This is a genomic window from Micromonospora sp. NPDC050795 (assembly GCF_044456785.1).
Lineage (GTDB): Bacteria > Actinomycetota > Actinomycetes > Mycobacteriales > Micromonosporaceae > Micromonospora.
This window is the reverse complement of sequence record NZ_JBITGE010000022.1, coordinates 48,074-72,322: the sequence shown is the minus strand read 5'-3', so window position 1 is coordinate 72,322 and position 24,249 is coordinate 48,074. Positions and strand designations below refer to the sequence as shown.

The window sequence follows — 24,249 nt, the reverse complement described above, 5'->3', positions numbered from 1 at the left end:
CCTCCCGGGGGTGCCGGGCGACCAGTGGGTGCCACGGCTACTTGTCAGCCTAAGGTGAAGGGCGTGTCAGACGCCTCCGCCCAGCCGACAACCGACGCCGATCGTGCCATCCCCGGTCCACTCGCCGGCTACACCACCCTGCGAACGGGTGGACCGGCCGAGCGGATCGTGGCCGCCGACAGTGCCGACGAGCTCATCCAGGCGGTACGCGCCGCGACGGAGCCGGTCCTGATCCTGGCCGGGGGCAGCAACGTGGTGGTCGGCGACGCCGGCTTCCCCGGCACCGTCGTGCTGGTGCGCTCCCGTGGCATGCGGGTCATCGCCGAGGACGCCACCTCGGTCACCGTACGAGTCGACGCCGGCGAGCCGTGGGACGACCTCGTCGCTGCCACTGTCGCCAACGGCTGGGCCGGGCTGGAGTGCCTGTCCGGCATCCCCGGCTCGACCGGTGCCACCCCGATCCAGAACGTCGGCGCGTACGGCCAGGAGGTCGCCGAGACAATCACCGGCGTCGAGGTGTACGACCGGGTCGAGGGCACCCGCCAGGTCTTCCCCGCAGCCCAGTGCGGCTTCGCCTACCGGGGCAGCATCTTCAAGTACGTGGACCGGTGGGTGGTGCTCTCGGTCGACTTCCGACTCACCAGGTCTCCGCTCTCCGGGCCGGTGCGCTACGCCGAGCTGGCCCGAGCCCTCGGTGTCGAGGTGGGCGAGCAGGTGCCGCTGGCCGACGCCCGGACGGTGGTGCTGCGGCTGCGGGCGGGCAAGGGAATGGTGCTCGACGCCAACGACCCGGACACTCGCTCGGTCGGCTCCTTCTTCACCAACCCGGTGCTCGACCGCGCTACGTACGAACAGCTCCTGGAACGCTCCACCGAACTGGGCGACCCGCCCGCCTGGCCCGGGGCGGACGGCCTGGTCAAGGTGAGCGCCGCCTGGCTGATCGACAAGGCCGGCTTCACCAAGGGCCATCCCGGCGAGGGTGGAGTGGCCATCTCCAGCAAGCACACCCTGGCGTTGACCAACCGCAGTGGCACCGCCCACACCAGCGACCTGCTCAACCTGGCCCGCACCATCCGCGACCAGGTCCACGCCCGCTTCGGCGTGACCCTGCACCCCGAACCAGTCCTCATCAACTGCACCCTCTGACCCATCCCACCACCCCCGGCCTGCCATGGCCGTACCCCGGCCCCGGCCCGCCCCGCCCCCCGCGCGGCCCCCGCCAGCCGGGCCCTCGGCCCCCGCCAGCCCGGCTCTCGGCCCCCGCCAGCCGGGCCCTCGGCCCTGGTCCGCCCAGCCCGGCCCCGGTCCGCCCGCGGTCCGCCCAGCCCGGCCCCGGTCCCCGGGCCCGTCCCGCCCGCCCGGGCCTCGTTCCGGCCCGGGCCCCGGCCCCGCCCGCAGGCCCGTTCCAGCCCCAGCCCCGCCCGCCCGGGTCCCGGCCCCGACCCGGCCCCGGCGATCTTGCAGTTTCTGCTGGGACATAGGGGCTCTAAGGGAACAAATCATCAACCGGAAGTGCAAGATCGGCGTGTGGCGGGGGGCGGGGCGGGGTGTGGAGGTGCGGAATGAGGCGAGGCGAGGCGAGGCGAGGCGGGGCGGGGGCGGCTATGGGAGGGGCCAGGGGAGGGTTAGTTCGCCTTGGCGCCAGCGGGTGGGGTTGTCGAGGATGGGCCAGCCGGTTTCGCGGAGGCGGCTCACCGCGTGCAGCCAACGTTGGCGAGGGCCGAAGGTGGCGTACGGGGCGGCGGCCTGCCAGGCGTCGTCCAGGGCGCGGATCAGCGCGTGCACCGGCTCACCGGGAACGTTGCGGTGGATCAGCGCCTTGGGTAGCCGCTCGGCCAGCTCGGCAGGGCTGCCCAGCGTGGTGAGTTTCGCGGCCAGGGTCAGCGACCGCGGGCCGTCTGCGTCGATCAGCAGCCAACTGGCGAGCCGCCCCAACTCGTCACACGTGCCCTCGACGAGCGCCCCGCCGGGAGCGAGCGCGGCGGTCATCGTCTGCCAGGCTCCGGCGACCTCGCTCTCGTCGTACTGTCGCAGCACGTTGAACGCGCGGACCAGCACCGGCCGGAGCCCGGCCAACTCGAACCCACCCCGGGCGAATGTCAGCCCGGGTGGGTCGGCGGCCGGCGTCGCGGCCGCCACCCGGGCCGCGTCGATCTCCAACCCGACCAGCCGTACGTCCGGGCGGACCCCGGCCGCCAGTCGAGCGCGCAACTCCACAGCGGTCACCGGGGTGGCGCCGTAGCCGAGGTCGACCACCAGGGGGTCGTCCGCCGTCAACAACCGGTCGGCGCAGGTGGCGACGATCCAGTTGTCGACCCGACGGAGCCGGTTCGGGTTCGTCGTGCCGCGCGTGACCACGCCGACCGGCCGGCGCCGCGCCGCAGGGCTCATGTCGACCTCAAGGCCAATCTCCGTTCGCGACTGCGGGGCGCGCAAACCCGGCTCACCGCCCGCAAACCCCGGCTCAGCGCCCGCAAACCCGGCTCACCCCTCGCGCAGCATTGTTAGATCCGGTGCACCTTGTGCTGGGCGGCCTGTGCCCTGGGCCGGACCACCAGCCGGTCGATGTTGACGTGCTCGGGACGGGTGGCGCACCAGGCGATGCAGTCGGCGACGTCCTCGGAGACCAGCGGCCCCGGCACCCCGGCGTAGACGGCTGCGGCCCGTTCCGCGTCGCCCTCGAAGCGGACCAGCCCGAACTCGTCGGTCTTCACCATGCCCGGGTCGATCTCGATGACCCGCAGCGGCCGGCCGCACAGCTCCAGGCGGAGCGTGCCGGCGATGGCGGTCTGCGCGTGCTTCGCGGCGGTGTAGCCGCCCCCGCCCTCGTACACGGTCAGGCCGGCAGTGGAGGAGACCACCACGATGGTGCCGGAGCCGGAGGCTTCCAGCGCCGGCAGCAGCGCCTGGGTGACCCGCAGGGTACCGAGCACGTTCACGTCGTACATCCACTGCCAGTCGGCGACCGAGCCGGACTCCACCGGGTCGAGCCCGCGCGCTCCGCCAGCGTTGTTGACCAGCAGGGTGACCGGCCCGGGTGCCTGGGCGGCGGCCTCGGCCAGCCGGGCCACCGACTCGTCCGAGGTGACGTCGCAGGTCACGGCGGTGGCCTGCCCGCCGGCGGCGGTGATGTCGGCGACCAGCTCGGTGAGCCGTTCGGCGCGGCGGGCGGCGGCGAGCACGTGGAAGCCCTCGGCGGCGAGCCGGCGGGCAGTGGCCGCGCCGATCCCGCTGGACGCTCCGGTGACGATGGCGACTGAGGTCATCCCGACATTGTCACCCCGGGCGTACGCCCCGCCCCGACCGGGCGTACGGCAGTCATGGGCGCGTGTTCGAGTGATGAGGTCCGTCACGCCGAGGGGCCGCGCCGGGGAATTTCCGAAGCCCGATGGGGAAGATGACATCCGGCGTACAGGTTGACCGAGAAGCGCCGGTCGTGCGAGACGGCATCAACCGTGAAGAAGGAGCGGATGTGGCGGAAATGCACACCGGTGTCGGGCGTCAGCGAGGTGCCCAACCGTGGCCCCGGCCTCGCCGCATCGCGACCCTGTCGGTACACACGTCCCCCCTGCATCAGCCCGGTACGGGTGATGCCGGGGGGATGAACGTCTACATCCTCGAAGTCGCCCGGCGACTCGCCGAGGCCAACGTGGAGGTGGAGATCTTCACCCGGGCCACCTCCGGTGATCTCCCCCCGGTGGTCGAGATGGCGCCCGGCGTGCAGGTTCGACACATCACCTCCGGCCCCCTGGAGGGCCTCACCAAGGAGGAGCTGCCCGGTCAGCTCTGCGCCTTCACCGCCGGGGTGCTGCGCGCCGAGGCGTCCCGTCCGCCCGGCCACTACGACCTGATCCACTCCCACTACTGGCTCTCCGGCCAGGTTGGTTGGCTGGCCAAGGAGCGCTGGGGGGTGCCGCTGGTGCACACCGCGCACACCCTCGCCAAGGTCAAGAACGCCCAGCTCGCGGACGGGGACCGGCCGGAGCCCAAGGCCCGGGTCATCGGCGAGGAACAGGTCGTCGCCGAGGCGGACCGGCTGGTCGCCAACACCCGGGTCGAGGCCAGCGACCTGCTCGACCGGTACGACGCCGACCCGACCCGGGTGTCCGTCGTACAGCCGGGTGTCGACCTGGCCCGGTTCCGGCCCGCGCCGGGTGACAGGTCCGCGGCCGCCCGCCAGGGCCGTCGCCGGCTGGGGCTTCCAGTCGACGGGTACGTGGTTGCCTTCGTCGGTCGGATCCAGCCGCTCAAGGCCCCCGACGTGCTGATCCGCGCGATCGCCGCGTTGCGGGAGCGCGATCCGGCGCTGGCCGATCAGGTGACGGTGGTGATCTGCGGCGGACCCAGCGGCAGTGGGCTGGACCGGCCGACCGCCCTGATCGAGTTGGCCGCCAAGCTCGGCGTCAGCGACGGGGTGCGGTTCCTGCCGCCGCTCACCGGGGACGACCTTCCGGCCCTGTACCGGGCGGCGGACCTGGTCGCGGTGCCGTCGCACAACGAGTCGTTCGGGCTGGTCGCCCTGGAGGCGCAGGCCTGCGGTACGCCGGTGCTGGCCGCCGCCGTCGGCGGGCTGGTCACCGCCGTGCGGGACCAGGTCAGTGGCGTGCTGATCGACGGTCACGACCCGGTCGACTGGGCCCGTGCGATGGGCAGCCTGCTGCCGAACCGGGCGTTGCGGTCGGTGCTGGCCCGAGGTGCCGAGCAGCACGCCCGGCACTTCTCCTGGGAGCGCACTGTCGCCGGGCTGCTCGGGGTCTACGGCGAGGCCATCGCCGGGCACCGAGCCCGGCTCGCCGCCGACCTGGCGGGTGACCCGGCGCTCTCCTGCTCCTGGTGACCCCCGGGGCCCGGTTGTCACCGGGTGCGTGAGCCGGGTCGGTCGTAGAGTGGGTCCGGTGAGCCCGAAGAGCGATCTTGCGACCCTGATCGAATCGGTCTGCGCCGAGCGGGACCTGGCCTGGGAGTCGACCGGCCCCGGCTCGTACGCGGTGACGCTGCCGGGCACCCACAAACTCAAGACGATCTGCAACCTGATCGTCGGCGAGCACGCGCTGCGGATCGAGGCTTTCGTGATGCGCCAGCCGGACGAGCGCCGCGAGGAGCTGTGGGCCTGGCTGTTGCAGCGCAACGCCCGGATGTACGGCGTCTCCTTCTCCACCGACGCGGTCGGCGACGTGTACCTGACCGGTCGGGTCAATCCGGCCGGCGTGGACGCCGACGAGCTGGACCGACTGTTCGGCGCGGTGCTCACGTACGCCGACGAGTCGTTCGACACGATGCTGGAGATCGGCTTCGGCAGTTCGATCCGGCGTGAGTACGAGTGGCGGGTGAAGCGGGGCGAGTCGACAGCCAACCTGGCCGCCTTCGCCCACCTCTTCGAACCCTCCACCGCCACCCCCGACCCAACCTGACCCCCGCCCCGCCCCGCCCCGCCCCGCCCACGCACCCCGCCCTGCCCCCGCCCCAGCCCCGTCGATCATGGAGTTGTGGTGGGTGACAAAGTCCTCGCATCACACCAAACCAGGCACCACAACGCCATGATTGATCGAGTTCGGCCGCGATCTTGCACTTGCTGTCCCGGCGTAGGGGGCATTCCTCGCTTTTCGACGACCGAAAACGCAAGATCGGCGCGGGCGGGGCGGTCATGGCGAGTTGGCGGTGGTTCGGAGTGCTCCTGACGGGTATGCCGCTCCGCGCGGTGCGGCAAGGGACCCCCGCGCGCCGATGACGGAGTGCCAAGGAGCGGAGCGTCCCATGGCTCAGCGGAACAGCTCAGGTCGCGGCGCGACTGCGACCAGGACGAAGCGACAGGCCGGCAATCAGACGCCGGGTACGCCCGGAATCTCCGAGTCGGAGATCTCCCGGATGCGGGTGGAGGACATCCGCGGGCAACTGCGCAAACGCGGGGTCTCCGGGATCTCCGCACTGCGCAAGCCCGACCTGGTGAAACAGTTGGTGCGCTCGATGCGCGCCGGTGCGGGTCGGAGCAGCACCGGCCCGTCGGGCCGGGCCACCGGCACCCGGGCGTCGGCGGGTCGTGCGGCTGCCACCAAGAGGTCGGCGGCCAGGCCGACGTCGAGCCGCGCGAAGGCCGCGCCGGCGAACAAGAGCGCACCCGCGAAGCGGGCCGCCGCAACGAAGGCGACGGCCGCGCGTAAGTCGACGGCGGCGGCGAAGAGGGCGCCGGCGAAGGCGACCGCCGCGAAGAGAACCACAGCGGCGACGTCGACGGCCGCCCGCAGGACCACGGCCGCGAGCAGGACCAGCGCCGCGAGCAGGACCACGGCTGCGAGCAGGACCACGGCCGCCCGGAAGACCGCTGCGGCGCGGAAGAGCACGGCGGCCCGCAAAACAGCGACGGCGCGTACGGCACCCGCGCGGAAGGCGCCGGCGAAGAAGGCACCGGCGCGGCCGGCAGCGAAGCGCGCGACGCCGGCCAAGAGCGCGACGGCGAAGCGCACCGCACCGGCCAAGAGCGCGGCGGCGAAGCGCACCGCACCGGCCAAGAGCGCGGCGGCGAAGCGTACGACAGCGAAGCGCACCGCACCGGCCAAGAGCGCGGCGGCCAAGAGCACACCGGCCAAGCGCACGTTGACGCCGTCGGCCGGTGGCGGGACGGCGGCCGGCGGGATCCGGACCGGACGGGGTACGGGGCGGTCGGTCCGCAGTTCGCAGGTGATCTCGTCGATCACGGACCGGCCGGAGCGGCCGGGACGGAGTTTGATCACGGCGAACCACGAGGTGATCCAGCGGTGGGCCCGGGAACGCGGGGCCAAGCCGGCGACCATCGCTGGCACCGAGCGGGATGGCCGTGCGGGTGTGTTGACCTTCAACATTCCCGGATACCGGGAAAGCAGCCGGATTCGCGAGATCACCTGGGATGAGTGGTTCCACACGTTTGACCTGCGGCGGCTGAACCTGATTTATCAGGAACAGTTGCGGAACGGCCGTCAGAGCAGCTTCTTCCGGACCGAGTCACCCGATCGGGAAGACGGTTGAGGTGTTTGCGGGAATCGCCGATGGGTACCCGACTGTTGCCAACGGACGAGGCTGGAGCAGCGGATACTCGCCAGTTGTGATCGGCGAGACAGCCGTTCTGGGTTGAATCCAGAATCCGGGCGAACTAGCTTTATTGCACCGCGCCACGTTTGGAAACGTTCGGGGGAGCGGCGGATCGATCAGATCCGCGCACCAGACGAGGCGCGAGGGGACGGGTGGAACGGCCGTTGGGGGACGGTTCCCACCTGTTTGGACCGGCGGCGTGAGCGGGCGATGCTTACGGGGGTGAGTGTTGCCCGCCGCCGCCGGCCCCGCCTTCGAGCGCCCACCACGACCTCAGGGACGTGGTGGGCGCTTTGCGTCGGTCATCCGATCGGTACGCGGTCCGCGTCGGTTGTCGGCTTCGGGTCGACAACTTGGCGCAGCGCGGCGACGTGCCGCTCCCGGGGTGGTCCGGCGAGCAGGTGTCCGAGCGCGGCCAGCAGACCCAGCCCGCCCACGATCAGCCAGTGCCGGTCGCCGAGGTGTTGGAGGCTCACCCCGCCGAGGGTGGGCGCGACGAACGCCGCGGCGGGGAACGTCAGGTAGAAGACCGACTGGTAGCGGGCTCGTAGCTGCGGTGGCGCCAGGTCCGCGTTGATCTGCGCGTTGGGCGGGGCGGCGAGCATCGAGCCGACCGTCCAGACCACTGCGGCACCCAGGTAGATGGCCAGTTCGTCGGCGATGGCGAGCGCCCCGAAACCGAGCGCGAGCAGCGCCGTGGAGGCGGCCAGCACCACGTCCTTGCGGTGCCTGTCGATCAGCCGGGGCACGAACAGCTGCCCGACCACGATCAGCGCGCCGCCGAGCGCCACCACCAGCCCGTACGCCGATGGGCCCAGGCCGTCCGCGCGCATGGCCAGCGGCATGATGGTCGACGTCTGCATGGTGAGTACGGCCAGCACGAAGGTGAGCCCGACGAAGACCAGGAAGGTACGGTCGGTGAGCGCGGTGTGCAGTCCAGGCCGACGGGCCCGGACGGGTTTCGGTGCCGCGCTGGTGGCGGGCGTGGGGCCAGCCGCTGGCCGGGCCAGCCGCAGGGTTTCGGGCACCTTCCAGGCGATCACGGCGGCGGCGGTCAGTGTGGCGCCCGCGTCGACCAGGAAGAGCGCGGTGAAGCTCGCCTCGGCCAGCACCCCGGCGAGCAGCGAGGCGACCGCCATGCCCAGGTTGAACGCCCAGAACTGAAGGTTGAACGCGCGCGAGCGGCGTTCGGCGGGCACCACGTCGACGATCGCCGCCACGAACGCCGGGCTGGGCATCGAGTGGACCACGCCGATCAGCGCGGAGAGCACGGCGATCAGCAGCAGGGGTCGGGTGAAGGCCAGCGCCACCATCAGGCCGACGGTGGCCAGGTGCGCGGCGAGCAGGGTCGCCCGGCGGCCCCACCGGTCGGCGAGCACCCCGCCGAGCAGCACGCCGGCCGCTCCGCCGGCCCCGTACGCGCCGACCACGGTGCCGGCCAGCGCCTCGCTCGCGCCGCGTACGTCCGTGAGGTAGAGCGAGAGGAAGAGCATGGCGAACGCGCCGGCCCGGTTGATCAGCAGGCCGGCCCAGAGGTACCAGAAGGTGGCGGGCAGTCCGCCTGCGCTGTCGTGCCACCAGCGCCGCAGGGCGTGCACCCGACCTCCCGACAGTTCAGGTTGTTAACTATTCCCTGCACAGTAGGAAATCCGGCACCGCCGCGCCACTCGTTACGCCTCGGCAGGCTGTGCCGCGCGGGAGACGGTCGTCGGTGCCAGTGCCTCGCCGGAGTGGCGCAGCGCTGCCGCACGCCGTTCCCGGGCCGGTCCGGACACCAGGTGGGCCACCGCGGTCAGCAGGCCGAGCGCGGCGCAGCCGTACCAGAGGGTGTCGTTTCCGGCATGCTCGCGCACCAGGCCACCGAGGATCGGCGCGCTGGCCCCGGGATCTGCCACGAGAGGGAGAACACACCCTGGTAGCGCCCGCGCAGCTCGGCCGGGGACAACTCGGCGATGAGCGTGGAGTTGGAGGGCGAGTTCAGCATCTCGCCGACCGTCCAGATCAGCACGGTCAGCCCGTAGAACCAGGGGGTGCCGGCGAACGCGGTCAGTCCGAACCCCACCCCCATCACCACTGACGCCAGCGCGAGCACGTGGGAGCGGCTCCGACCCCGGATCAGTCGGGGTACGAAGAGCTGGCCGACCACGATGAGGATGCCGTTGAGCGCGATCACCGAGCCGTAGGTGGCGGGGCTCAGACCGTCGTCGCCCATCGCGATCGGCAGCATCGAGATGTGCTGGAGGAACACCAGCGCGGCGAACAGGTTGAGTGCCACGAAGCCGAGGTAGACCCGGTCGGTGAGGATGGTGCGCAGGGCGCCGCGCGGAGCCGCCGCTGCCCTGGCGGCGGTGGCGGGGCCGGCCTGTCGGGTCTCCGGCACCTTACTGAAGATGATCAACGCGGTGATCAGCATGGTGGCGGCGTCGACCACGAACAGCAGCAGGTAGTCGGCCTGGGCGGCGAGGCCGGCGAGGACGGCGGCGCAGGCGAAACCGAGGTTGATCGCCCAGTAGTTGAGCGAGAAGGCACGCAGCCGGTCCTTCGCCGGCACCACGTCGATCATCATCGCCCCGAACGCGGGCCGGGCCGCCTCGGCGAACATGCCGAGCAGCAGCGCGCCCAGCGCCACCGCCCAGAGATCCCGGGCCAGCCCGAGCCCGAGCATCATGGCCGCCGCGCCCACGTGGGCGGTGAGCAGCGTCGGCCGGCGGCCCCACCGGTCGGCGAGGGTGCCGCCGGCGGTGGTGCCGAACGCCCCGCCGACACCCCAGAGGCCGATCACCAGGCCGGCCTGCGAGGCCGAGAAGCCACGTTCCTGGGTCAGGTAGATGGCGAGGAAGACGAGGACGAACGAGCCGAGTCGGTTGATCAGGGTGCCCGACCACAGGTACCAGAAGGTGGTCGGTAAGCCGCCGGTGGTGTCCCGGAACCAACTCCGCATCGTCCGCATATGGCGCCCCCGCTTGCAAGTAATGACCGATCTGACTGGCGTGCCTTACAACCCTAGTGTCGGCCGGATCCGCTGGTCATCAGCTTTTTCACGTGGTGGTCGTCACGACGACTGCCCGCGTGTCCGTCGGGCGGTTGAGGCAGGATGATCCGCATGACTGCGAGCGAAGGGCCCACCGTCGGGACGCTGGTCCTGCTGCGACACGGTGAGAGCGACTGGAATGCCAAGAACCTCTTCACCGGCTGGGTGGACGTCGACCTGACCGCGAAGGGCGAGGGCGAGGCGCGGCGCGGCGGTGAGCTGCTGCGCGAGCACAGCCTGCTGCCGGACGTCGTGCACACCAGCCTGATGCGCCGGGCGATCCGCACCGCCGAGCTGGCGCTCAACGCCGCCGACCGGCACTGGATCGCCGTGCGGCGGTCGTGGCGGCTCAACGAGCGGCACTACGGCGCCCTGCAGGGCAAGGACAAGAAGCAGACCCTCGACGAGTACGGCGAGGAGCAGTTCATGCTCTGGCGCCGGTCGTACGACACGCCACCGCCGCCCATCGACGACAACGACGAGTGGTCGCAGGTGGGTGACCCGCGCTACGCGCTGCTGCCGACCGAGCTGATGCCGCGCACCGAGTGCCTCAAGGACGTCGTCGACCGGATGCTGCCCTACTGGTACGACTCGATCGTGCCGGACATCCTGGCCGGCCGGACGGTGCTGGTGGCCGCGCACGGCAACTCGCTGCGTGCCCTGGTCAAGCACCTCGACCAGATCTCCGACGAGGCGATCGCCAAGCTGAACATCCCGACGGGCATCCCGCTGCGCTACGACCTCGACCCGCAGCTGCGTCCGCTCACCCTGGGCGGCACCTACCTCGACCCGACCGCCGCGAAGGCAGCCGCCGCGGCGGTGGCCAACCAGGGGCGCTGAGCCACCAGAAGCTGAGCCACCAGAAAAAGGGCCCCTCGTCATCGCGGACAGCGATGGTGAGGGGCCCTCTGCCTGCCGGTCAGTTGCCGGTGGGGGCGCTCTCCCCGGTGATCAGGTAGATCACGTGCTCGCCGGCGTTCACCGCGTGGTCGGCGAAGCGCTCGTAGAAGCGGCCCAGCAGGGTGGCGTCGATCGCCGTCTCCACCCCGTACGGCCAGTCGTCGCCGAGCAGCACGGCGAACAGGTTCTTGTGCAGCTCATCCATGGCGTCGTCGTCGCGGTCCAGCTCACCGGCGAGGTCGGCGTCGGGCTTCGCCAGCACCGAACCGATCTTGACGGCCATCCGGTCGGCGATCTCGGACATCTCGGTGAAGACAGTCCGCAGCTCGGCCGGGACGGCGGGAGAGGGGTGCCGGCGCAGCGCGGTCTTCGCCACGTGTTCGGCGAGGTCGCCCATCCGCTCCAGATCAGCGGCCACGTGCAGCGCGGTGATCATCGCCCGGAGGTCGGAGGCGACCGGCGCCTGTCGGGCGAGCAGGTCACAGACCCGCTCCTCGACGTGCCGGTAGAGGTCGTCGATTTCGGCGTCCCGCTCGATGACCGTCTCGGCGGCCTGCCGGTCGGCGGTGAGCAGGGCCCGGGTGGCCTGGCGCATGGCGGCGCGGACGCCCTCCGCCATGTCCACCAGCAGTTGGCTGACGATCTGGAGGTCGGCCCGGAACTCGTCGCGCATCATCACGTCCTGTGGTCGGTCGCCGCCGACGGGTGCCGGCGCAGGGGGTTGAGCAGGTGCGACGCCAACGGTAGGGCGCGCGGACGGATCCCGGATGAACCACGGTGAACGACGCCAGACGTGGGGGTGAACACTTCCGTAAGTGAGGGTAGTTCGTCCCGTTCTGTGTGGTAGCCAGGTTAACAATGACCCTACGATCGCCGGGTGGAGTGGGCGGTGGCGGTCGTGGTGGCCGTGGCGTTGGTGGCCGGGATGGCCGCCGGCTTGCTGCTGCCCCGGTTCCTGCCGAGGCGGGACGGTCGCTCCACGTCGACGGGGAGCGTCAGCTTCCGCTGGAACAGGGGGAGGCCCGCGATAGTCGACGAGCAGCAGGCCGGGCTCGGTCGTCGGACGATCGACTCCCTCCGGGCCGGTGTCGTGGTTCTGGACAACGACGATGTCCCCGTTCTGATCAACCCGGCCGCCCGCGCGATGGGGCTCCTGCGTACCGGCAGCACACCCGGCTCCATCGCCGCGCACCCGCTGATCCGTACCCTCGCCGGCCAGGTGCGGCGCACCGGCGTGCGACGCGAGATCGAGCTGGACCTGCCCCGAGGTCGCGACAGCGCGGGGGAGAACCCGCTCGGCGTGCACCTGCGGGCAATGGGTCTCGGCAACGGGTTCATCGCGGTCGAGGCGGTCGACGTGACCGAGTCGCACCGGCTGACCCGGGTACGACGCGACTTCGTGGCGAACGTGAGCCACGAGCTGAAGACCCCGATCGGTGCCCTGCAACTGCTCGCCGAGGCGTTGCTGGACGCGACCGAGCCGGCCGACGCCGCGACGCCCGACCTCTCCGAGGACCTGGTGGCCGCCCGCCGGTTCGCCGAACGGATCCAGCACGAGTCGACCCGGCTGGGTCGGCTGGTGCAGGAGTTGCTGGAACTGACCCGGTTGCAGGGGGCTGAGCCGCAGCCGCCACCGGAACCGGTCGCGCTGGACTGGGTGATCGCCGAGGTGGTCGACCGGACCCGCACCACGGCCTCCGCCCGGGGTGTCGCGGTGACCGTGGACGGGCAACGTGGCCTGACCGCGTACGGCAGCGACTCCCAACTCGCCACGGCGGTGGCGAACCTGGTGGAGAACGCCATCAACTACTCGGGCGAGGACACCACGGTGCGGGTGACCCTGCGGGGCGACGACGAGCACGTCGAGGTCGCCGTCGCCGACCAGGGCATCGGTATCGCCCCTACCGACGTGGACCGGATCTTCGAGCGGTTCTACCGGGCCGACCAGGCCCGCTCGCGTGCCACCGGCGGCACCGGGCTCGGCCTGGCGATCGTGAAACACATTGCGAGCAACCATGGCGGACGGGTCGAGGTGTCGAGCACTCTTGGTGGTGGATCGACGTTCACCCTCCGGCTGCCCGCCAGTCCACCGGATGACCTCCTGGCGACACTGCCGCCGGTTGGGATCGAGTCCGGTCCGACTGGGCTACGGCAGGTCTGACAGCAGATGGAAAGGAAATCCCCGTTGAGCCGCGTTCTCGTGGTCGAGGACGAGGAGTCGTTCTCCGACGCCTTGTCGTACATGCTCCGTAAGGAGGGCTTTGAGGTTTCGGTCGCCGCGACCGGCACCGACGCCCTCACCGAGTTCGACCGGACCGGCGCCGACATCGTGCTGCTCGACCTGATGTTGCCCGAGATGTCGGGGACCGAGGTCTGCCGGCAACTGCGGCAGCGCTCCGCCGTGCCGATCATCATGGTCACCGCTCGGGACAGCGAGATCGACAAGGTGGTCGGGCTGGAGATCGGCGCCGACGACTACGTCACGAAGCCGTACTCTCCGCGGGAACTTGTCGCCCGGATCCGGGCGGTGCTGCGCCGGCAGAGCCCGGAGGTGGCCGAGGCGGGTGCGCCGACGCTCGCCGCCGGCCCGGTGCGGATGGACATCGAGCGGCACGTCGTGACCGTCGACGGCGGGGCCGTGCAGCTACCGCTGAAGGAATTCGAGTTGCTGGAGCTGCTGCTGCGCAACGCGGGCCGGGTGCTCACCCGCGGCCAGCTCATCGACCGGGTCTGGGGCGCCGACTACGTTGGTGACACCAAGACGCTCGACGTGCACGTCAAGCGGCTGCGCTCCAAGATCGAGCCGGAGCCGTCCGCGCCGCGCTTCATCGTCACGGTGCGGGGTCTGGGCTACAAGTTCGAGCCGTGATCGGCGTACCCGAAGGGGGTCTGCGCTCGACGCAGGCCCCCTTCGGGCTGTTCCCGCTCGGTCAGCGGACGACCTTGATGTTGAAGTTCGCGGTGTCGAGTCGACCGTAGAGCCGCAACCAGAGCGGCAGCAGCATCTCGGTGCCCCGCGCGGTGGAGAGGTCGCCGAGGTCGATCACGTCGGTGTGGCCGAAGCTGACGAGCAGTCCGGTGACGATCCGCTTGGCCTCCGCGTCGTCTCCGGAGACGAAGACGCTGTGCGCACCTTCGGCGAGCTGATGTGGGTGCACCATCAGCTCGGCGGTCACCGTGTTGAGGGATTTGACCACCCTGGTCTGTGGAAACTCGCGCTGGATGCGTTCGGCGAGGGAGTCGGTGTTGAGCACCGACAGGGTGGGTGGAAAACCCGCACCGAAGTCGAGCGGGTTGGCGATGTCGAGCAGAACCTTGCCGGCCAGGTTCGGTGCGCCGGCCGCGGCCAGTGCCGGCAGCGAGCCGTTGCCGTTCGTGGCGTTCACCACCAGCTCGGCGCCGCTTGCGGCTTCGGCGAGGGTCGCCAGGCCGACCTCGGGGTGCTGCGCCGCCCAGTGGGCGTGGTCGCCGGTCCGGATGGCCGCGACGTCGCGGGTGCCGATGGTCACCTGATGACCCAACTCCGCCGTGCGGGCGGCGATGGCTCGACCGACCGAGCCGGTGCCGAGAACTGCGATACGCATGTCGATCGATCCTCCGTCGGGGCATCGAATCGGCTCGTGCCGATCGGCAGCAGGCTAACAGACAGGTCTGTCTACCGCAGCCCCCACTGGATGCCCGGAGGAGCGGCACTACGGTTGGCGGTCCTTTGGAGCTGATGTCACAGACGAGTCATCCGCCGTCGCCGGCCGGTGTCTTCCGCTGATGTCACAAGCGATTCAGCTCCAAAGCGCCCCGGTCCCATGTCCCGCCCCTCGTCCGCGAGGCCGTCGCGAAGCCGTCGCGAGGCCGAGGGCACTGCCTCCGTAGACGAAGCTGTCTATAGGATCAGGGCTGTCATCAGCAGAACGAGGGAGCACCGATGCCCGCGCCCCGCACTCCGGCCGGCTCGGCCAGGGACCGCATCCTGGACACCGCGTTCCGACTCTTCTACGCGCACGGGCCGCGCGGCGTGGGGGTGGACACGGTGATCGCCGAGTCGGGCGTGGCCAAGGCGACGCTCTACAAGCACTTCCCGCGCAAGGACGACCTCGTGCTGGCGTACCTCGATCGGGTCGACCAGGCGTGGTTCGGCGCGTTGCGGTCGGCGGCCCGCGATGCCGGCGACGAGCCACGCGACCAACTGGTTGGGATGTTCGACGCGCTGACCGGCGCCTGTCGCCGGGAGGGCTACCACGGCTGCGCGTTCATCAACACCGCAGCCGAGTCGTCCGCCGCTGGGCCGGTACACGCCCGGACGGTCGAGCACAAGACCGTGGTCCGTGCCTGGGTGACCGAGCTGGCCCGTCGGGCCGGCGCGGCCGAGCCGGAACTGCTCGCCCAGCAGCTCACCCTGCTGCTGGACGGCGGGCTCGTCGCCGGTGTGCTGGACGGCGACCCCCTGGTCGCCGACGCGGCCCAGCGCAGCGCTCGCACGCTTGTCGACGACGCCCTGCGCTGAGCGACGACCGCCGGGGTAGCGGGGAACGCTACCAAGATCCGCTAGGGTTGGTCGGCCGGGTGCGGGGCGATCATGCCCTGCCTCGTCCTGGTCGCGCACAGCTCGGCCAGCCGCTCGTACGCGGCAGCGCCGATCAGCGCGGTCAACTCCGGGGCGTACGACAGGTACATCGGCTCGGTGCCGACGTGCGCGTCCGTCGAGGAGGTGCACCACCAGTCCAGGTCGTGCCCGCCGGCTCCCCAGCCCCGCCGGTCGAACTCGGACAGGGTGGAGACCAGCACCTTGCTGTCGTCCGGTCGCTTCACCCAGTCCTGATCGCGGCGGATCGGCAGTTGCCAGCAGACGTCCGGCTTGTATTCCAACGGGTGCACCCCGTCGCGCAGCGCCTGGGCGTGCAGGGCGCAACCGCCACCGCCGGCGAAGTCGGCGTCGTTGAGGAACACGCACGGAGCGTCGGGGCTCTGGGTGGCGGTGCGTCGGGCCGGGTTCTTGCCGTCGATGGTGTCCTCGTCGGTCCAGTTCTTGAACCCGCGCCGGAAGTGCTGCCAGGTCGACGGGGTGAGCCGCCGGACGGCGTTGCGAACCCGCTTCTCGTCGTCCGAGTCGGTGAAGAACGCGCCGTGCGAGCAGCACCCGTCGGCGGCCCGCCCGGCGATGATGCCGTGGCAGCCCTTGCCGAAGATGCAGGTCCAGCGGGAGAGCAGCCAGGTCAGGTCGGCCCGGATCAGGTGCGTCTCGTCGGCCGGGTCGGTGAACTCGATCCACTCCCGAGGGAAATCCAGGGGCACCTCGCGGCTGCGCGGGTCACCCGGGTCGTCCACCAGCACACGGAGCTCCATCGTCACTCGGCCCAGCGTACGCGCGGTGACGTCCGCAGGCCGGTGAGCCGCGCAAACGTGTTGCGCCTACTGTCTTCACCATGCGACTGGGTGTCCTCGACGTCGGATCCAACACGGTGCATCTCCTTGTGGTGGACGCGCACCACGGCGCGCACCCGTGGCCTGCGCACTCCGAGAAGGTGGTGCTCCGGCTGGCCGAGCAGATCGGCCCCGACGGCGCGCTGACCGAGGCGGGCGCCGATGGCCTGGTCAAGGCCGTGGGCATGGCCAAGGCGGCGGCTGCCGGGCTGGAGGCCGACGACCTGATCGCCTTCGCCACGTCCGCGGTGCGCGACGCCACGAACGCGGCCGAGGTGCTGGCCCGGGTCCGGGACGAGACCGGCGTACGCCTGGCGGTGCTCTCCGGGGCGGACGAGGCGCGGTCGACGTTCCTGGCCGTCCGGCGGTGGTTCGGGTGGTCGGCCGGCCGGTTGCTGGTGCTCGACATCGGTGGCGGCTCGTTGGAGATCGCCGCCGGCATCGACGAGGACCCGGACGTCGCGGTCTCCCTGCCGCTCGGTGCCGGTCGGCTGACCCGCGAGCGGCTGCGGGTCGACCCGGCGAGCGCGGCCCCGCCGTCGGCGGAGGCCGTCGAGAAGCTCCGGGAGTACGTGGACAGCCGGCTGGACAAGGTCGTCGACCAGGTCACCCAGGTCGGCTGGGACCGGACGGTGGCCACCTCGAAGACGTTCCGCACGCTGGCTCGGCTCGCCGGGGCCGCCCCGTCCGGTGCCGGGCTGTGGGCGCGACGCAGCCTCACCCGGGCCGGTCTGCGGCAGGTGATCGGTTTCATCCGGCACATCCCACCGGCGCAGTTGATGGAGTTGGAGGGGGTCAGCGCGGGTCGGGCCCACCAGTTGCTGGCCGGTGCCATGGTCGCCGAGGCGGCGATGCGCCGCCTGGATCTGGACTCGCTGGACATCTGCCCGTGGGCGCTGCGGGAGGGCGTCATCCTCCGTCGACTCGATCAACTGGAGCCGATCTGATCCGGTGGCCGTTTTCGGTCGGTTTGCCGGCGCTCGTCACGATGCCCCCGGCGCTGCCGGGCTACGCTGGCTGATGTGACTTCCCGCGTTCCCGTGCTCCTGTCCAGCTCTTCGGTCTTTCCCGAGCCGACCGCGGCGTCGTTTCAACTGGCTGCGGCGCTCGGCTACGACGGCGTCGAGGTGATGGTCTGGACCGACGTGGTCAGCCAGGACGCGGGTGCGCTGCGCGGCCTCTCCGCGCACTACGACGTGCCGGTGCTCTCGGTGCACGCGCCCTGCCTGCTGGTCACCCAGCGGGTGTGGAGCCCGGACCCGTGGGAGCGCCTGCGCAAGGCCGCCGAGCTGGCCGAGACGCTGGGCGCGCCGACCGTCGTGGTGCACCCACCGTTCACCTGGCAGCGCGACTATGCGCGCAACTTCGCCGAGGGTCTGGCCACCGTCGCGGACCGGTTCAGCGGGCTGCGCTTCGCTGTGGAGAACATGTACCCGGTGCGGATGGCGGGCCGGCAGTTCGTCCCGTACGTGCCCGGTTGGGACCCGACCGACGCCGGCTACCCGTCGTACACCCTGGATCTGTCGCACTGCGCAGCCTCGCACAGCGATCCCCTGGAGATGGCCGACCGGATGGGCGCCGGGCTGGCGCACGTGCACCTCGGTGACGGCACCGGCGAGGGCCGCGACGAGCATCTGGTGCCCGGGCGTGGCACCCAGCCCTGCGGGGAGCTGCTCTCCTCGCTGGCGGGCCGGGGTTTCACCGGGGCGGTCGCGGTGGAGGTCGCCACCCGGGGCGCGAAGAGCCGCGCGGTGCGCGAGGCGGACCTGCGCGCCGCGCTGGAGTTCGCCCGCCAGCACCTGACCGCGCCGTCACCTGTCGACGCCTGACCCGTCCGCCCACGATCGGGCGGTGTCGGTCAGCTGACCGGTGAGAGGGAGTCGGTGGCGGAGGTCTGCTGCGGGGCGACACTCACCTGCTCGCCGACCGCCGCCCGCTTGCGGGCCCGGTGGGCGGCGACGTGTGAGCGGGTGGCGCAACGCTCCGAGCAGAACCGCCGGCAGCAGTTGGACGACGTGTCCAGGTAGACGTTGCCGCACCGCTCGTCGGCGCAGACCCCGAACCGGGCGCTGCCGTACTCGCAGAGCCAGACCGACAGCCCCCAGGCCGCACCGGCCAGGTATTCGGCGCTGACCGAGGCACCCCGGCTGGTCACGTGCATGTGCCAGTCGCTGGAGTCGTGCCCGGAGATGCGCGGCTGCACCGGGAACGCCTCGAGCAGCGCGTTCAGCTCGGCGACCGCCTGTGCGTCCCGCCCCGAGGTGCCGTACTCGAAGACGTCGCGCAACCGTTTCTGCGCCCGGCGGAAGATCGCGACGTCCCGGTCGGCGACCTCGTCGCGCATCCAGCCGTTCTCGTCGGGAAAGAGGGCCCGCAGGTCGTCGAGGTCGTCCAGGCGGGCGTTGACCAGGTCAACACCGGTCCGGGCGTACGCGTCGAAGTTCACACCCCCAACGGTAGACGACTCAGCGGGTGCGCGGCGCGTCGATGTAGTGCGGCAGGAACCGCGCGTAGCCGTCAGTGATCAGACTGGCGCTCTCCCGTACGCCCACGCCTGCCGACTCGCCGTCGACGATCCAGCTCCCCAGCACCATCCGGTTGCCGGCGAACATCGGCAACGCCCGGAACTCCTGGTAACACCAGCCCTCGTCGCCGTAGATACCCGGGTTGGTGATCTCCTCATCGGCGGTGACGATTCGTACCGAACCGCCTTCGCGGCCGAGCAGCGGCTTGGCGACGTACTCCGGCATGCCGCGCGGCGAGTCGAGGTACGCCGGGAGCAGGTACTCGTGGCCGGGGTACAGCTCCCAGAGGACAGCGAGCAGTGCCTTGTTGGAGAGCAGCAGTTTCCAGGCCGGCTCGATCCAGGTGGTCGGGGTGCCCGGGGCCAGGGCCGCCGGCCCGTACGGCTCGGCCAGCATCCACTCCCACGGGTAGAGCTTGAAGCAGGTTGTCACCGGGCGGTCGTCGGCGTCGACGAAGCGTCGGCCGTCCCAGCCGATCTCCTGGATGGGTTGGAGCTCGACGCTCAGACCGGCCTGCCGGGCGGTCTCGGCGAGGTAGCCGGCGGTCATGTGGTCCTCGCCGGACTCCTCCTCGTTCGACCAGAGCACGTGCACCAGGGGGTCGTGCAACCCTGCCCCGATCTTGGCCCAGGCGCCGACCAGTCGCTCGTGCAGGCTGTTCCACTGGTCCAGCTCCGGCCGGGTCTGCTCCAGCCAGTACCACTGGATGATGCTCGCCTCGACAAGCGCGGTGGGGGTGTCCGCGTTGTACTCCAACATCTTCGGAGGCCAGGTGCCGTCGTACGCGAGGTCGAAGCGCCCGTACAGGGTCGGTGGGGCCTCGCGCAGCGACCGGGCCACCGCCTCGGCCGCCCACTCCGGGATGCCGAACTCGGCGTACCGGCGCTGCGCCACCACGTGCTCGGCGGCGGCCACCGACATCCGGTGCAGCTCCTCGGTGGCCTCCTCCAGCCGCAGCACCTCGTCCAGGTCGAACGCGTACGCGGCGGTCTCGTCCCAGTACGACATGATCCCGCCGTCGGGCAGCTCGGTGTCGACGTAGACCAGACCCTGCGACCGGATGGTGGCGTCCCAGTCGGGGCGCGGCGTGACCGTCTCGCGGCGCACGTCAGCCGCCGCAGGCGGCGAGGTGGGTGCCGAATCCACCGCGTTCGGGCAGGGCGGCGGTGGTCGGCTCCGGGGCGGTGCGACCGGCGGCCGGGTCGTTGACCCGCATCGCCAGCGCGACGGTGCCGCCGCCGCCGACCGGCCCGAGGGCACAGTCGTCGTCATCGTCGTCGTCCGAGGTCATGTTGCAGCCGGAGAGAGCGAGCGCGAGAGCGGTGAGCGCGCCGAGCTGCACGGAGGCCGAGCGGAGTCGGCGGCGGGGGCGTTGGTCCACGGCATCGTTGTAGCCGATCGACGCCACCGCCGCCGCCCCGCCCCGGGCCGAGGTGGCCCGGCCGCCCCTCGGCGGGGCCCCTCGCAGGGGCGTTACGCTCGGCTCATGCTCCGTTCCGTCATCCTCGCTGCCTCCCGGTCATCCCAGGTCGAGCGGCTCGTCGCGACTGCCCCGTACACCCGGGACGTCGTCCGCCGGTTCGTCGCCGGCGCCGCCACCGACGACGCGTTGCGCGCGACCCGCGGGCTCGTCGACGACGGCCTCGCGGTCACCCTCGACCATCTCGGTGAGGACACCGTCCGCCCCGAGCAGGCCACCGCCACCCGGGACGAATACCTGAAACTGCTGAAGATGCTCGGCGCCGCTGGGCTCACCCCGGCCGCCGAGGTGAGCGTGAAGCTCTCCGCCCTCGGCCAGATGTTCGACGAGCAGTTGGCGTACGACAACGCGCGGGCGATCTGCGCGGCGGCCGACGCGGCGGGCACCACTGTCACCCTGGACATGGAGGACCACACCACCACCGATTCGACGTTGGAGGTGCTGAGCCGGCTGCGCAAGGACTTCCCGTCGACCGGCGCGGTGCTCCAGGCGTACCTGCGGCGGACCGAGTCGGACTGCCGGGAGCTCTCCTCGGCCGGGTCGCGGGTGCGGCTGTGCAAGGGCGCCTACAAGGAGCCGGAGTCGGTGGCGTACCAGTCGGCCCGTGAGGTGGACAAGTCGTACGTGCGCTGCATGAACATCCTGATGTCCGGCGACGGTTACCCGATGCTGGCCACCCACGACCCGCGGATGATCGCCATCGGTGAGGACCGGGCCCGGTGGTTCGACCGGGGTCCCGAGCGCTTCGAGTTCCAGATGCTCTACGGCATCCGCCCCGAGGAGCAGGCCCGGTTGGCCGGCGAGGGCTACACGGTGCGCACCTACGTCCCGTACGGCGACGAGTGGTACGGCTACCTGATGCGCCGGCTCGCCGAGCGCCCCGCCAACCTGGTCTTCTTCGGCCGTGCCCTGATCTCCAAGAAGTAGTTCCCCCGGTCGGCCGACGGGCCGGCGGTGACCCCTCGGGTCACTGCCGGCCCGTTTCGGGTATCCGGCTTGCCAACCTTGGCTAAGTAGCTTAGCTTTAAGGCTATGACAGCTAGCCAGGTGCGGCGGGACGGCGGACACATCGCGTACGAGGCGCGGGGCGAGGGGCCGTTGGTGGTCCTCGCGCACGGCATGGGCGAGAACAGGGCGAGCTTCCGGCACCTCGTGCCGCTGCTGTTGGCCGCCGGTCACCGGGTCGCCTCGGTCGACGTCCGGGGGCACGGCGAGTCCAGCGCAGGGTGGCCCACGTACGCCCCGGCGGAGGTCGGCGCGGACCTGCTGGCCGTGGTCCGCGACCTCGACGCCGGTCCGGCCGTGCTGGTCGGCAGCTCGTCCGCCGCGGCGGCGGTGGTGTTCGCCGCCACCGACGCACCCGAACTGGTCACCGGCATCGTGCAGATCGGCGCGTTCGTCGGTCAGCCGAAGCTCAACCCGCTGCTGCGGATGGCGATGTGGTCGGTGCTGCACAGCCCTCGACTGTTCGGGATGTTCCACAACACCCTCTTCCCGGTGCACCGGCCCGTCGACGACGCGGCGTACCGCCGCTCGATGGTGGCCAACCTGCGCGAGCCCGGTCGGATGGCCGCGACGCGCGGCGTGATCGCACCGGCCGAGCCGCACTGGACCGCCCGTGCCCCGCAGGTGCGGCAACCGGTGCTGGTGCTGATGGGCTCCAAGGACCCGGACTTCCCCGACCCGGGAGCCGAGGCGCGGGCCGCCCGGCGGCTCTTCGGCACCGCCGAAGCGCGGATGATCGAGGAGTCCGGCCACTACCCGCACGCCGACCGGCCGCAACGCACCGCCGAGGAGCTGCTCGGCTTCCTGGCGGTGTGCGCCGGTGCCTAGGGTCGGCCTCAACCAGCAGACCGTCGTACGGGAGGCGGCCCGGCTGGCCGACGAGGTCGGCTTCCCGCAACTCACCCTCGCCGCGCTCGCCAACCGGCTCGGGGTGGCGCTGCCCAGCCTCTACAAGCACGTACGGGGGGCGGACGCGTTGACCCAGAAACTGGCCGCCCTGGCGACTGCCGAACTGGCCACCGAAATGACCACCGCCGCCGTCGGCCGCTCCGGTGGCGACGCGCTCCGGGCCATGGCGGACGCCTACCGTGGCTACGCCCTCCGGCACCCCGGCCGCTACCCGACCACCCAGCGGGTGCCGGACCCGGCCGATGAGGAACACGTCGAGGCCGGCGAACGCGCCGTCGGTGCCGTCTTCGCGGTGCTGCGCGGGTACGGGCTCACCGGTGACGACGCGGTGGACGCCACCCGCGCGCTGCGCAGCGCCCTGCACGGCTTCGTGACCCTGGAGGCCGCCGGCGGCTTCGGTCTGCCCCGTGACGTCGACCGCTCGTACCACCAGTTGGTCGCGAGCATGGACATCTCGTTCCGCTCCTGGCCGCGTACCGGCGGGTGAACGAGCCGCCGGGCCGATCGGCCCGGGGCGGCCTCGCCGCGTCCAGGTAGTGGTCGTACCCTTCGGCGGGTGACTGACGAGGTGCAGCAGCCAGCACCGCGGCGGCTCTGGCCGCTGTGGACGGTGCTCGTGGTGGTCGTCCTGCTGCTGGGCTGCGGCCTGCCGGCGGCGCTCGTCGTCGGAGTGATCCGGGAGACCGGCTCGCGCGCCACTGTCAGCCGGGTCGGCGCCTCGGCGGCCGACGACCCGGCCACGGCCGTGGCCCGGGGGCTGTCCGACCGGATCACCGCCCAGCTCCACCGGCAGTCCGCGGCACTCCTGGGCGGCGACCGCGCCGGGTTCCTCGCCGTCGCCGATCCCGCCGCCCACAACGACCTGCGCCGACGCTTCGCCGCACTGCGCGAGCTCAAGGTGACCGGCTGGCGGGCCGAGCCGAGTGGCCTGCCCGTGCCCATCATCGGCAAGCCCGGCGAGTGGCGGCTGCTGGTGCGCTTCCAGTACTGCTTCGTCACGCCGAACTGCCGGCCCAGCCCGGTGCTGATCGGCACCCGGTGGCGGGAGAACGGCGACCAGCCCCGGATGGTCGCCATGGAGGAATCCAAGTCGGTGGAGACCGGCACCCGACCGTGGGAGATCAGCGACCTGGCGGTCGCCATCGGCGCGCGGACCATCGTCGCCACCACCCCGGCCCTGCGCGGCAAGCTGCCCGGCCTGCTCGCCCAGGCCGAGGCGGCGGCGAAGGTCGCCGACGGGTACGCGGTGACCGGCTCACCGCCGGACCGGTACCGGATCTTCTACGCCGGGCGCACCGAGTGGCAACGCTGGTACGGCGGGGAACGTCCGGAATGGACCGGCGGGTACGCGGTGACGGTGGGCGGCGGCCACCACGAGGTGGTGCTCAACGCCGAAGGGCTCACCAGCAGCGGCACCGACGACCTGCTGCGGCACGAGCTGACCCACGCGGCGTCGCTGCCGGAGCGCGGCTACCCGGGCAAGCTCACCTGGTGGTTGGTCGAGGGTCTGGCCGAGTTCGCCGGTGCCGGCGGCCAGGCGGTCGACCGGTACGAGGGGATCGCCGACGTGCGCAAGATGGTCCGGGGCGGCTGGGACGGCAAGTTGGAGGGCGTCAACCCCGCCGACGACGCGTCCGCCGAACGGGTCGCCGCCAGCTACGGCATCGGCTACCTGGCCGTTCGGCACCTCGTCGACAGGTACGGGCCGCTGCGGCTGCTCACCTTCTTCAAGACCGTGGTGCACGACGGCAGGACCATCGAGGCGGCCTCCGAGAAGGCGTTCGGTGAGCAGTGGTCGACGCTGCACGACGAGTGCGTGGCGTACGTCCGCGCCACCGCCGCCTGACGCAGCTCGCAGGCGGTGCGGCGGTGCGCCGTACCATCGATGGGTGCGCCGTTCCCAGTTGTCACGGCCCGCC

Annotated in this window: 23 protein-coding genes and 2 pseudogenes; 14 read left to right on the top strand and 11 right to left on the bottom strand. The window is 71.6% G+C overall.

The window, feature by feature from the left end; genetic code table 11:
- The first annotated feature begins 63 nt into the window (after positions 1–63).
- Positions 64–1,146, top strand: coding sequence for a UDP-N-acetylmuramate dehydrogenase (locus tag ACIBEF_RS20210; protein ID WP_396794751.1), 1,083 nt, complete (start codon positions 64–66; stop codon positions 1,144–1,146).
- 456 nt (positions 1,147–1,602) lie between these two features.
- On the opposite strand, the gene ACIBEF_RS20205 is transcribed toward ACIBEF_RS20210, so the two are convergent.
- Complete coding sequence (locus ACIBEF_RS20205) at positions 1,603–2,391, bottom strand: class I SAM-dependent methyltransferase (RefSeq protein ID WP_396794750.1); 789 nt, start codon at positions 2,389–2,391, stop codon at positions 1,603–1,605.
- A 113-nt stretch (positions 2,392–2,504) separates the two neighbouring features.
- Entirely contained in the window at positions 2,505–3,266 is a 762-nt protein-coding gene (locus ACIBEF_RS20200; RefSeq protein WP_396794749.1) for an SDR family oxidoreductase, read from the bottom strand.
- 206 nt (positions 3,267–3,472) lie between these two features.
- On the opposite strand from ACIBEF_RS20200, the gene mshA reads away from it, so the two are divergent.
- Positions 3,473–4,837: a D-inositol-3-phosphate glycosyltransferase gene (gene mshA, locus ACIBEF_RS20195; RefSeq protein WP_396794748.1), complete on the top strand. Its 1,365-nt coding sequence runs from the start codon at positions 3,473–3,475 to the stop codon at positions 4,835–4,837.
- Between the two features lie 58 nt (positions 4,838–4,895).
- On the top strand, positions 4,896–5,411 hold the full coding sequence (locus ACIBEF_RS20190; protein WP_396794747.1) for a YbjN domain-containing protein: 516 nt from the start codon (positions 4,896–4,898) through the stop codon (positions 5,409–5,411).
- Positions 5,412–5,819: 408 nt separating this feature from the next.
- Here ACIBEF_RS20190 and ACIBEF_RS20185 read toward each other — a convergent pair whose 3' ends face one another.
- The gene (locus ACIBEF_RS20185; protein WP_396794795.1) at positions 5,820–6,692 is read right to left on the bottom strand and encodes a hypothetical protein; all 873 of its coding nucleotides are present in this window, start codon (positions 6,690–6,692) and stop codon (positions 5,820–5,822) included.
- Between ACIBEF_RS20185 and ACIBEF_RS20180 the strand changes: the two are divergent.
- Positions 6,631–6,999 (top strand): annotated as a pseudogene (locus tag ACIBEF_RS20180) (hypothetical protein); the annotation flags it as partial. The gene ACIBEF_RS20185 and the pseudogene ACIBEF_RS20180 sit on opposite strands and share 62 nt — an antisense overlap.
- A gap of 365 nt (positions 7,000–7,364) precedes the next feature.
- Here ACIBEF_RS20180 and ACIBEF_RS20175 read toward each other — a convergent pair.
- Both ACIBEF_RS20175 and ACIBEF_RS20170 read right to left on the bottom strand, forming a co-directional pair.
- Positions 7,365–8,660, bottom strand: a complete 1,296-nt coding sequence (locus ACIBEF_RS20175; RefSeq protein WP_396794746.1) for an MFS transporter — start codon at positions 8,658–8,660, stop codon at positions 7,365–7,367.
- Positions 8,661–8,732: 72 nt separating this feature from the next.
- Positions 8,733–10,012: pseudogene (locus tag ACIBEF_RS20170) on the bottom strand (MDR family MFS transporter).
- A gap of 153 nt (positions 10,013–10,165) precedes the next feature.
- On the opposite strand from ACIBEF_RS20170, the gene ACIBEF_RS20165 reads away from it, so the two are divergent.
- On the top strand, positions 10,166–10,933 hold the full coding sequence (locus tag ACIBEF_RS20165; protein WP_357229052.1) for a phosphoglyceromutase: 768 nt from the start codon (positions 10,166–10,168) through the stop codon (positions 10,931–10,933).
- A gap of 79 nt (positions 10,934–11,012) precedes the next feature.
- Here the strand turns inward: ACIBEF_RS20165 and phoU are convergent, their stop codons facing one another.
- Positions 11,013–11,666, bottom strand: a complete 654-nt coding sequence (gene phoU / locus ACIBEF_RS20160; RefSeq protein WP_396794745.1) for a phosphate signaling complex protein PhoU — start codon at positions 11,664–11,666, stop codon at positions 11,013–11,015.
- 204 nt (positions 11,667–11,870) lie between these two features.
- Here phoU and ACIBEF_RS20155 point away from each other — a divergent pair, with 204 nt between their 5' ends.
- Both ACIBEF_RS20155 and ACIBEF_RS20150 read left to right on the top strand, forming a co-directional pair.
- Positions 11,871–13,154, top strand: a complete 1,284-nt coding sequence (locus tag ACIBEF_RS20155) for a sensor histidine kinase (RefSeq protein WP_396794744.1) — start codon at positions 11,871–11,873, stop codon at positions 13,152–13,154.
- Between the two features lie 24 nt (positions 13,155–13,178).
- Positions 13,179–13,862: a response regulator transcription factor gene (locus ACIBEF_RS20150; protein WP_030329696.1), complete on the top strand. Its 684-nt coding sequence runs from the start codon at positions 13,179–13,181 to the stop codon at positions 13,860–13,862.
- 61 nt (positions 13,863–13,923) lie between these two features.
- Here the strand turns inward: ACIBEF_RS20150 and ACIBEF_RS20145 are convergent, their stop codons facing one another.
- Complete coding sequence (locus ACIBEF_RS20145) at positions 13,924–14,577, bottom strand: NADPH-dependent F420 reductase (RefSeq protein ID WP_396794743.1); 654 nt, start codon at positions 14,575–14,577, stop codon at positions 13,924–13,926.
- Between the two features lie 338 nt (positions 14,578–14,915).
- On the opposite strand from ACIBEF_RS20145, the gene ACIBEF_RS20140 reads away from it, so the two are divergent.
- Entirely contained in the window at positions 14,916–15,494 is a 579-nt protein-coding gene (locus tag ACIBEF_RS20140; protein ID WP_396794742.1) for a TetR/AcrR family transcriptional regulator, read from the top strand.
- Positions 15,495–15,535: 41 nt separating this feature from the next.
- Here ACIBEF_RS20140 and ACIBEF_RS20135 read toward each other — a convergent pair whose 3' ends face one another.
- On the bottom strand, positions 15,536–16,333 hold the full coding sequence (locus tag ACIBEF_RS20135; protein WP_396794790.1) for a hypothetical protein: 798 nt from the start codon (positions 16,331–16,333) through the stop codon (positions 15,536–15,538).
- An 80-nt stretch (positions 16,334–16,413) separates the two neighbouring features.
- Between ACIBEF_RS20135 and ACIBEF_RS20130 the strand changes: the two genes are divergently transcribed.
- Together ACIBEF_RS20130 and ACIBEF_RS20125 are read left to right on the top strand one after the other, a co-directional pair.
- The gene (locus ACIBEF_RS20130) at positions 16,414–17,358 is read left to right on the top strand and encodes a Ppx/GppA phosphatase family protein (RefSeq protein WP_396794741.1); all 945 of its coding nucleotides are present in this window, start codon (positions 16,414–16,416) and stop codon (positions 17,356–17,358) included.
- A 75-nt stretch (positions 17,359–17,433) separates the two neighbouring features.
- Positions 17,434–18,240, top strand: coding sequence for a sugar phosphate isomerase/epimerase family protein (locus ACIBEF_RS20125; RefSeq protein WP_396794740.1), 807 nt, complete (start codon positions 17,434–17,436; stop codon positions 18,238–18,240).
- Positions 18,241–18,269: 29 nt separating this feature from the next.
- Here ACIBEF_RS20125 and ACIBEF_RS20120 read toward each other — a convergent pair whose 3' ends face one another.
- From ACIBEF_RS20120 to ACIBEF_RS20110, 3 genes are read right to left on the bottom strand one after another with little or no spacing between them, the layout of a single operon-like run.
- On the bottom strand, positions 18,270–18,857 hold the full coding sequence (locus ACIBEF_RS20120; RefSeq protein ID WP_396794739.1) for a CGNR zinc finger domain-containing protein: 588 nt from the start codon (positions 18,855–18,857) through the stop codon (positions 18,270–18,272).
- 19 nt (positions 18,858–18,876) lie between these two features.
- Complete coding sequence (locus ACIBEF_RS20115) at positions 18,877–20,043, bottom strand: glutathionylspermidine synthase family protein (protein ID WP_396794738.1); 1,167 nt, start codon at positions 20,041–20,043, stop codon at positions 18,877–18,879.
- 1 nt (position 20,044) lies between these two features.
- Positions 20,045–20,317, bottom strand: coding sequence for a hypothetical protein (locus ACIBEF_RS20110; protein WP_396794737.1), 273 nt, complete (start codon positions 20,315–20,317; stop codon positions 20,045–20,047).
- Positions 20,318–20,422: 105 nt separating this feature from the next.
- Between ACIBEF_RS20110 and ACIBEF_RS20105 the strand changes: the two genes are divergently transcribed.
- From ACIBEF_RS20105 to ACIBEF_RS20090, 4 genes are all read left to right on the top strand, one after another.
- Positions 20,423–21,343: a proline dehydrogenase family protein gene (locus ACIBEF_RS20105; protein ID WP_091402747.1), complete on the top strand. Its 921-nt coding sequence runs from the start codon at positions 20,423–20,425 to the stop codon at positions 21,341–21,343.
- A 105-nt stretch (positions 21,344–21,448) separates the two neighbouring features.
- Complete coding sequence (locus ACIBEF_RS20100) at positions 21,449–22,249, top strand: alpha/beta fold hydrolase (RefSeq protein ID WP_396794736.1); 801 nt, start codon at positions 21,449–21,451, stop codon at positions 22,247–22,249.
- Positions 22,242–22,817, top strand: a complete 576-nt coding sequence (locus tag ACIBEF_RS20095) for a TetR/AcrR family transcriptional regulator (RefSeq protein ID WP_396794735.1) — start codon at positions 22,242–22,244, stop codon at positions 22,815–22,817. Before ACIBEF_RS20100 ends, ACIBEF_RS20095 begins: the two co-directional genes overlap by 8 nt.
- A gap of 69 nt (positions 22,818–22,886) precedes the next feature.
- On the top strand, positions 22,887–24,176 hold the full coding sequence (locus ACIBEF_RS20090) for a hypothetical protein (protein ID WP_396794734.1): 1,290 nt from the start codon (positions 22,887–22,889) through the stop codon (positions 24,174–24,176).
- The last annotated feature ends 73 nt before the right edge of the window (positions 24,177–24,249 follow it).

Coding starts and splice junctions, on each gene's coding strand:
- ACIBEF_RS20205 (WP_396794750.1), bottom strand. CDS start 2,391: ATGAGCCCTGCGGCGCGGCGCCGGCCGGTCGGCGTGGTCACGCGCGGC.
- ACIBEF_RS20200 (WP_396794749.1), bottom strand. CDS start 3,266: ATGACCTCAGTCGCCATCGTCACCGGAGCGTCCAGCGGGATCGGCGCG.
- ACIBEF_RS20165 (WP_357229052.1), top strand. CDS start 10,166: ATGACTGCGAGCGAAGGGCCCACCGTCGGGACGCTGGTCCTGCTGCGA.
- phoU (WP_396794745.1), bottom strand. CDS start 11,666: ATGCGCGACGAGTTCCGGGCCGACCTCCAGATCGTCAGCCAACTGCTG.
- ACIBEF_RS20145 (WP_396794743.1), bottom strand. CDS start 14,577: ATGCGTATCGCAGTTCTCGGCACCGGCTCGGTCGGTCGAGCCATCGCC.
- ACIBEF_RS20140 (WP_396794742.1), top strand. CDS start 14,916: ATGCCCGCGCCCCGCACTCCGGCCGGCTCGGCCAGGGACCGCATCCTG.
- ACIBEF_RS20135 (WP_396794790.1), bottom strand. CDS start 16,333: ATGGAGCTCCGTGTGCTGGTGGACGACCCGGGTGACCCGCGCAGCCGC.
- ACIBEF_RS20130 (WP_396794741.1), top strand. CDS start 16,414: ATGCGACTGGGTGTCCTCGACGTCGGATCCAACACGGTGCATCTCCTT.
- ACIBEF_RS20105 (WP_091402747.1), top strand. CDS start 20,423: ATGCTCCGTTCCGTCATCCTCGCTGCCTCCCGGTCATCCCAGGTCGAG.
- ACIBEF_RS20100 (WP_396794736.1), top strand. CDS start 21,449: ATGACAGCTAGCCAGGTGCGGCGGGACGGCGGACACATCGCGTACGAG.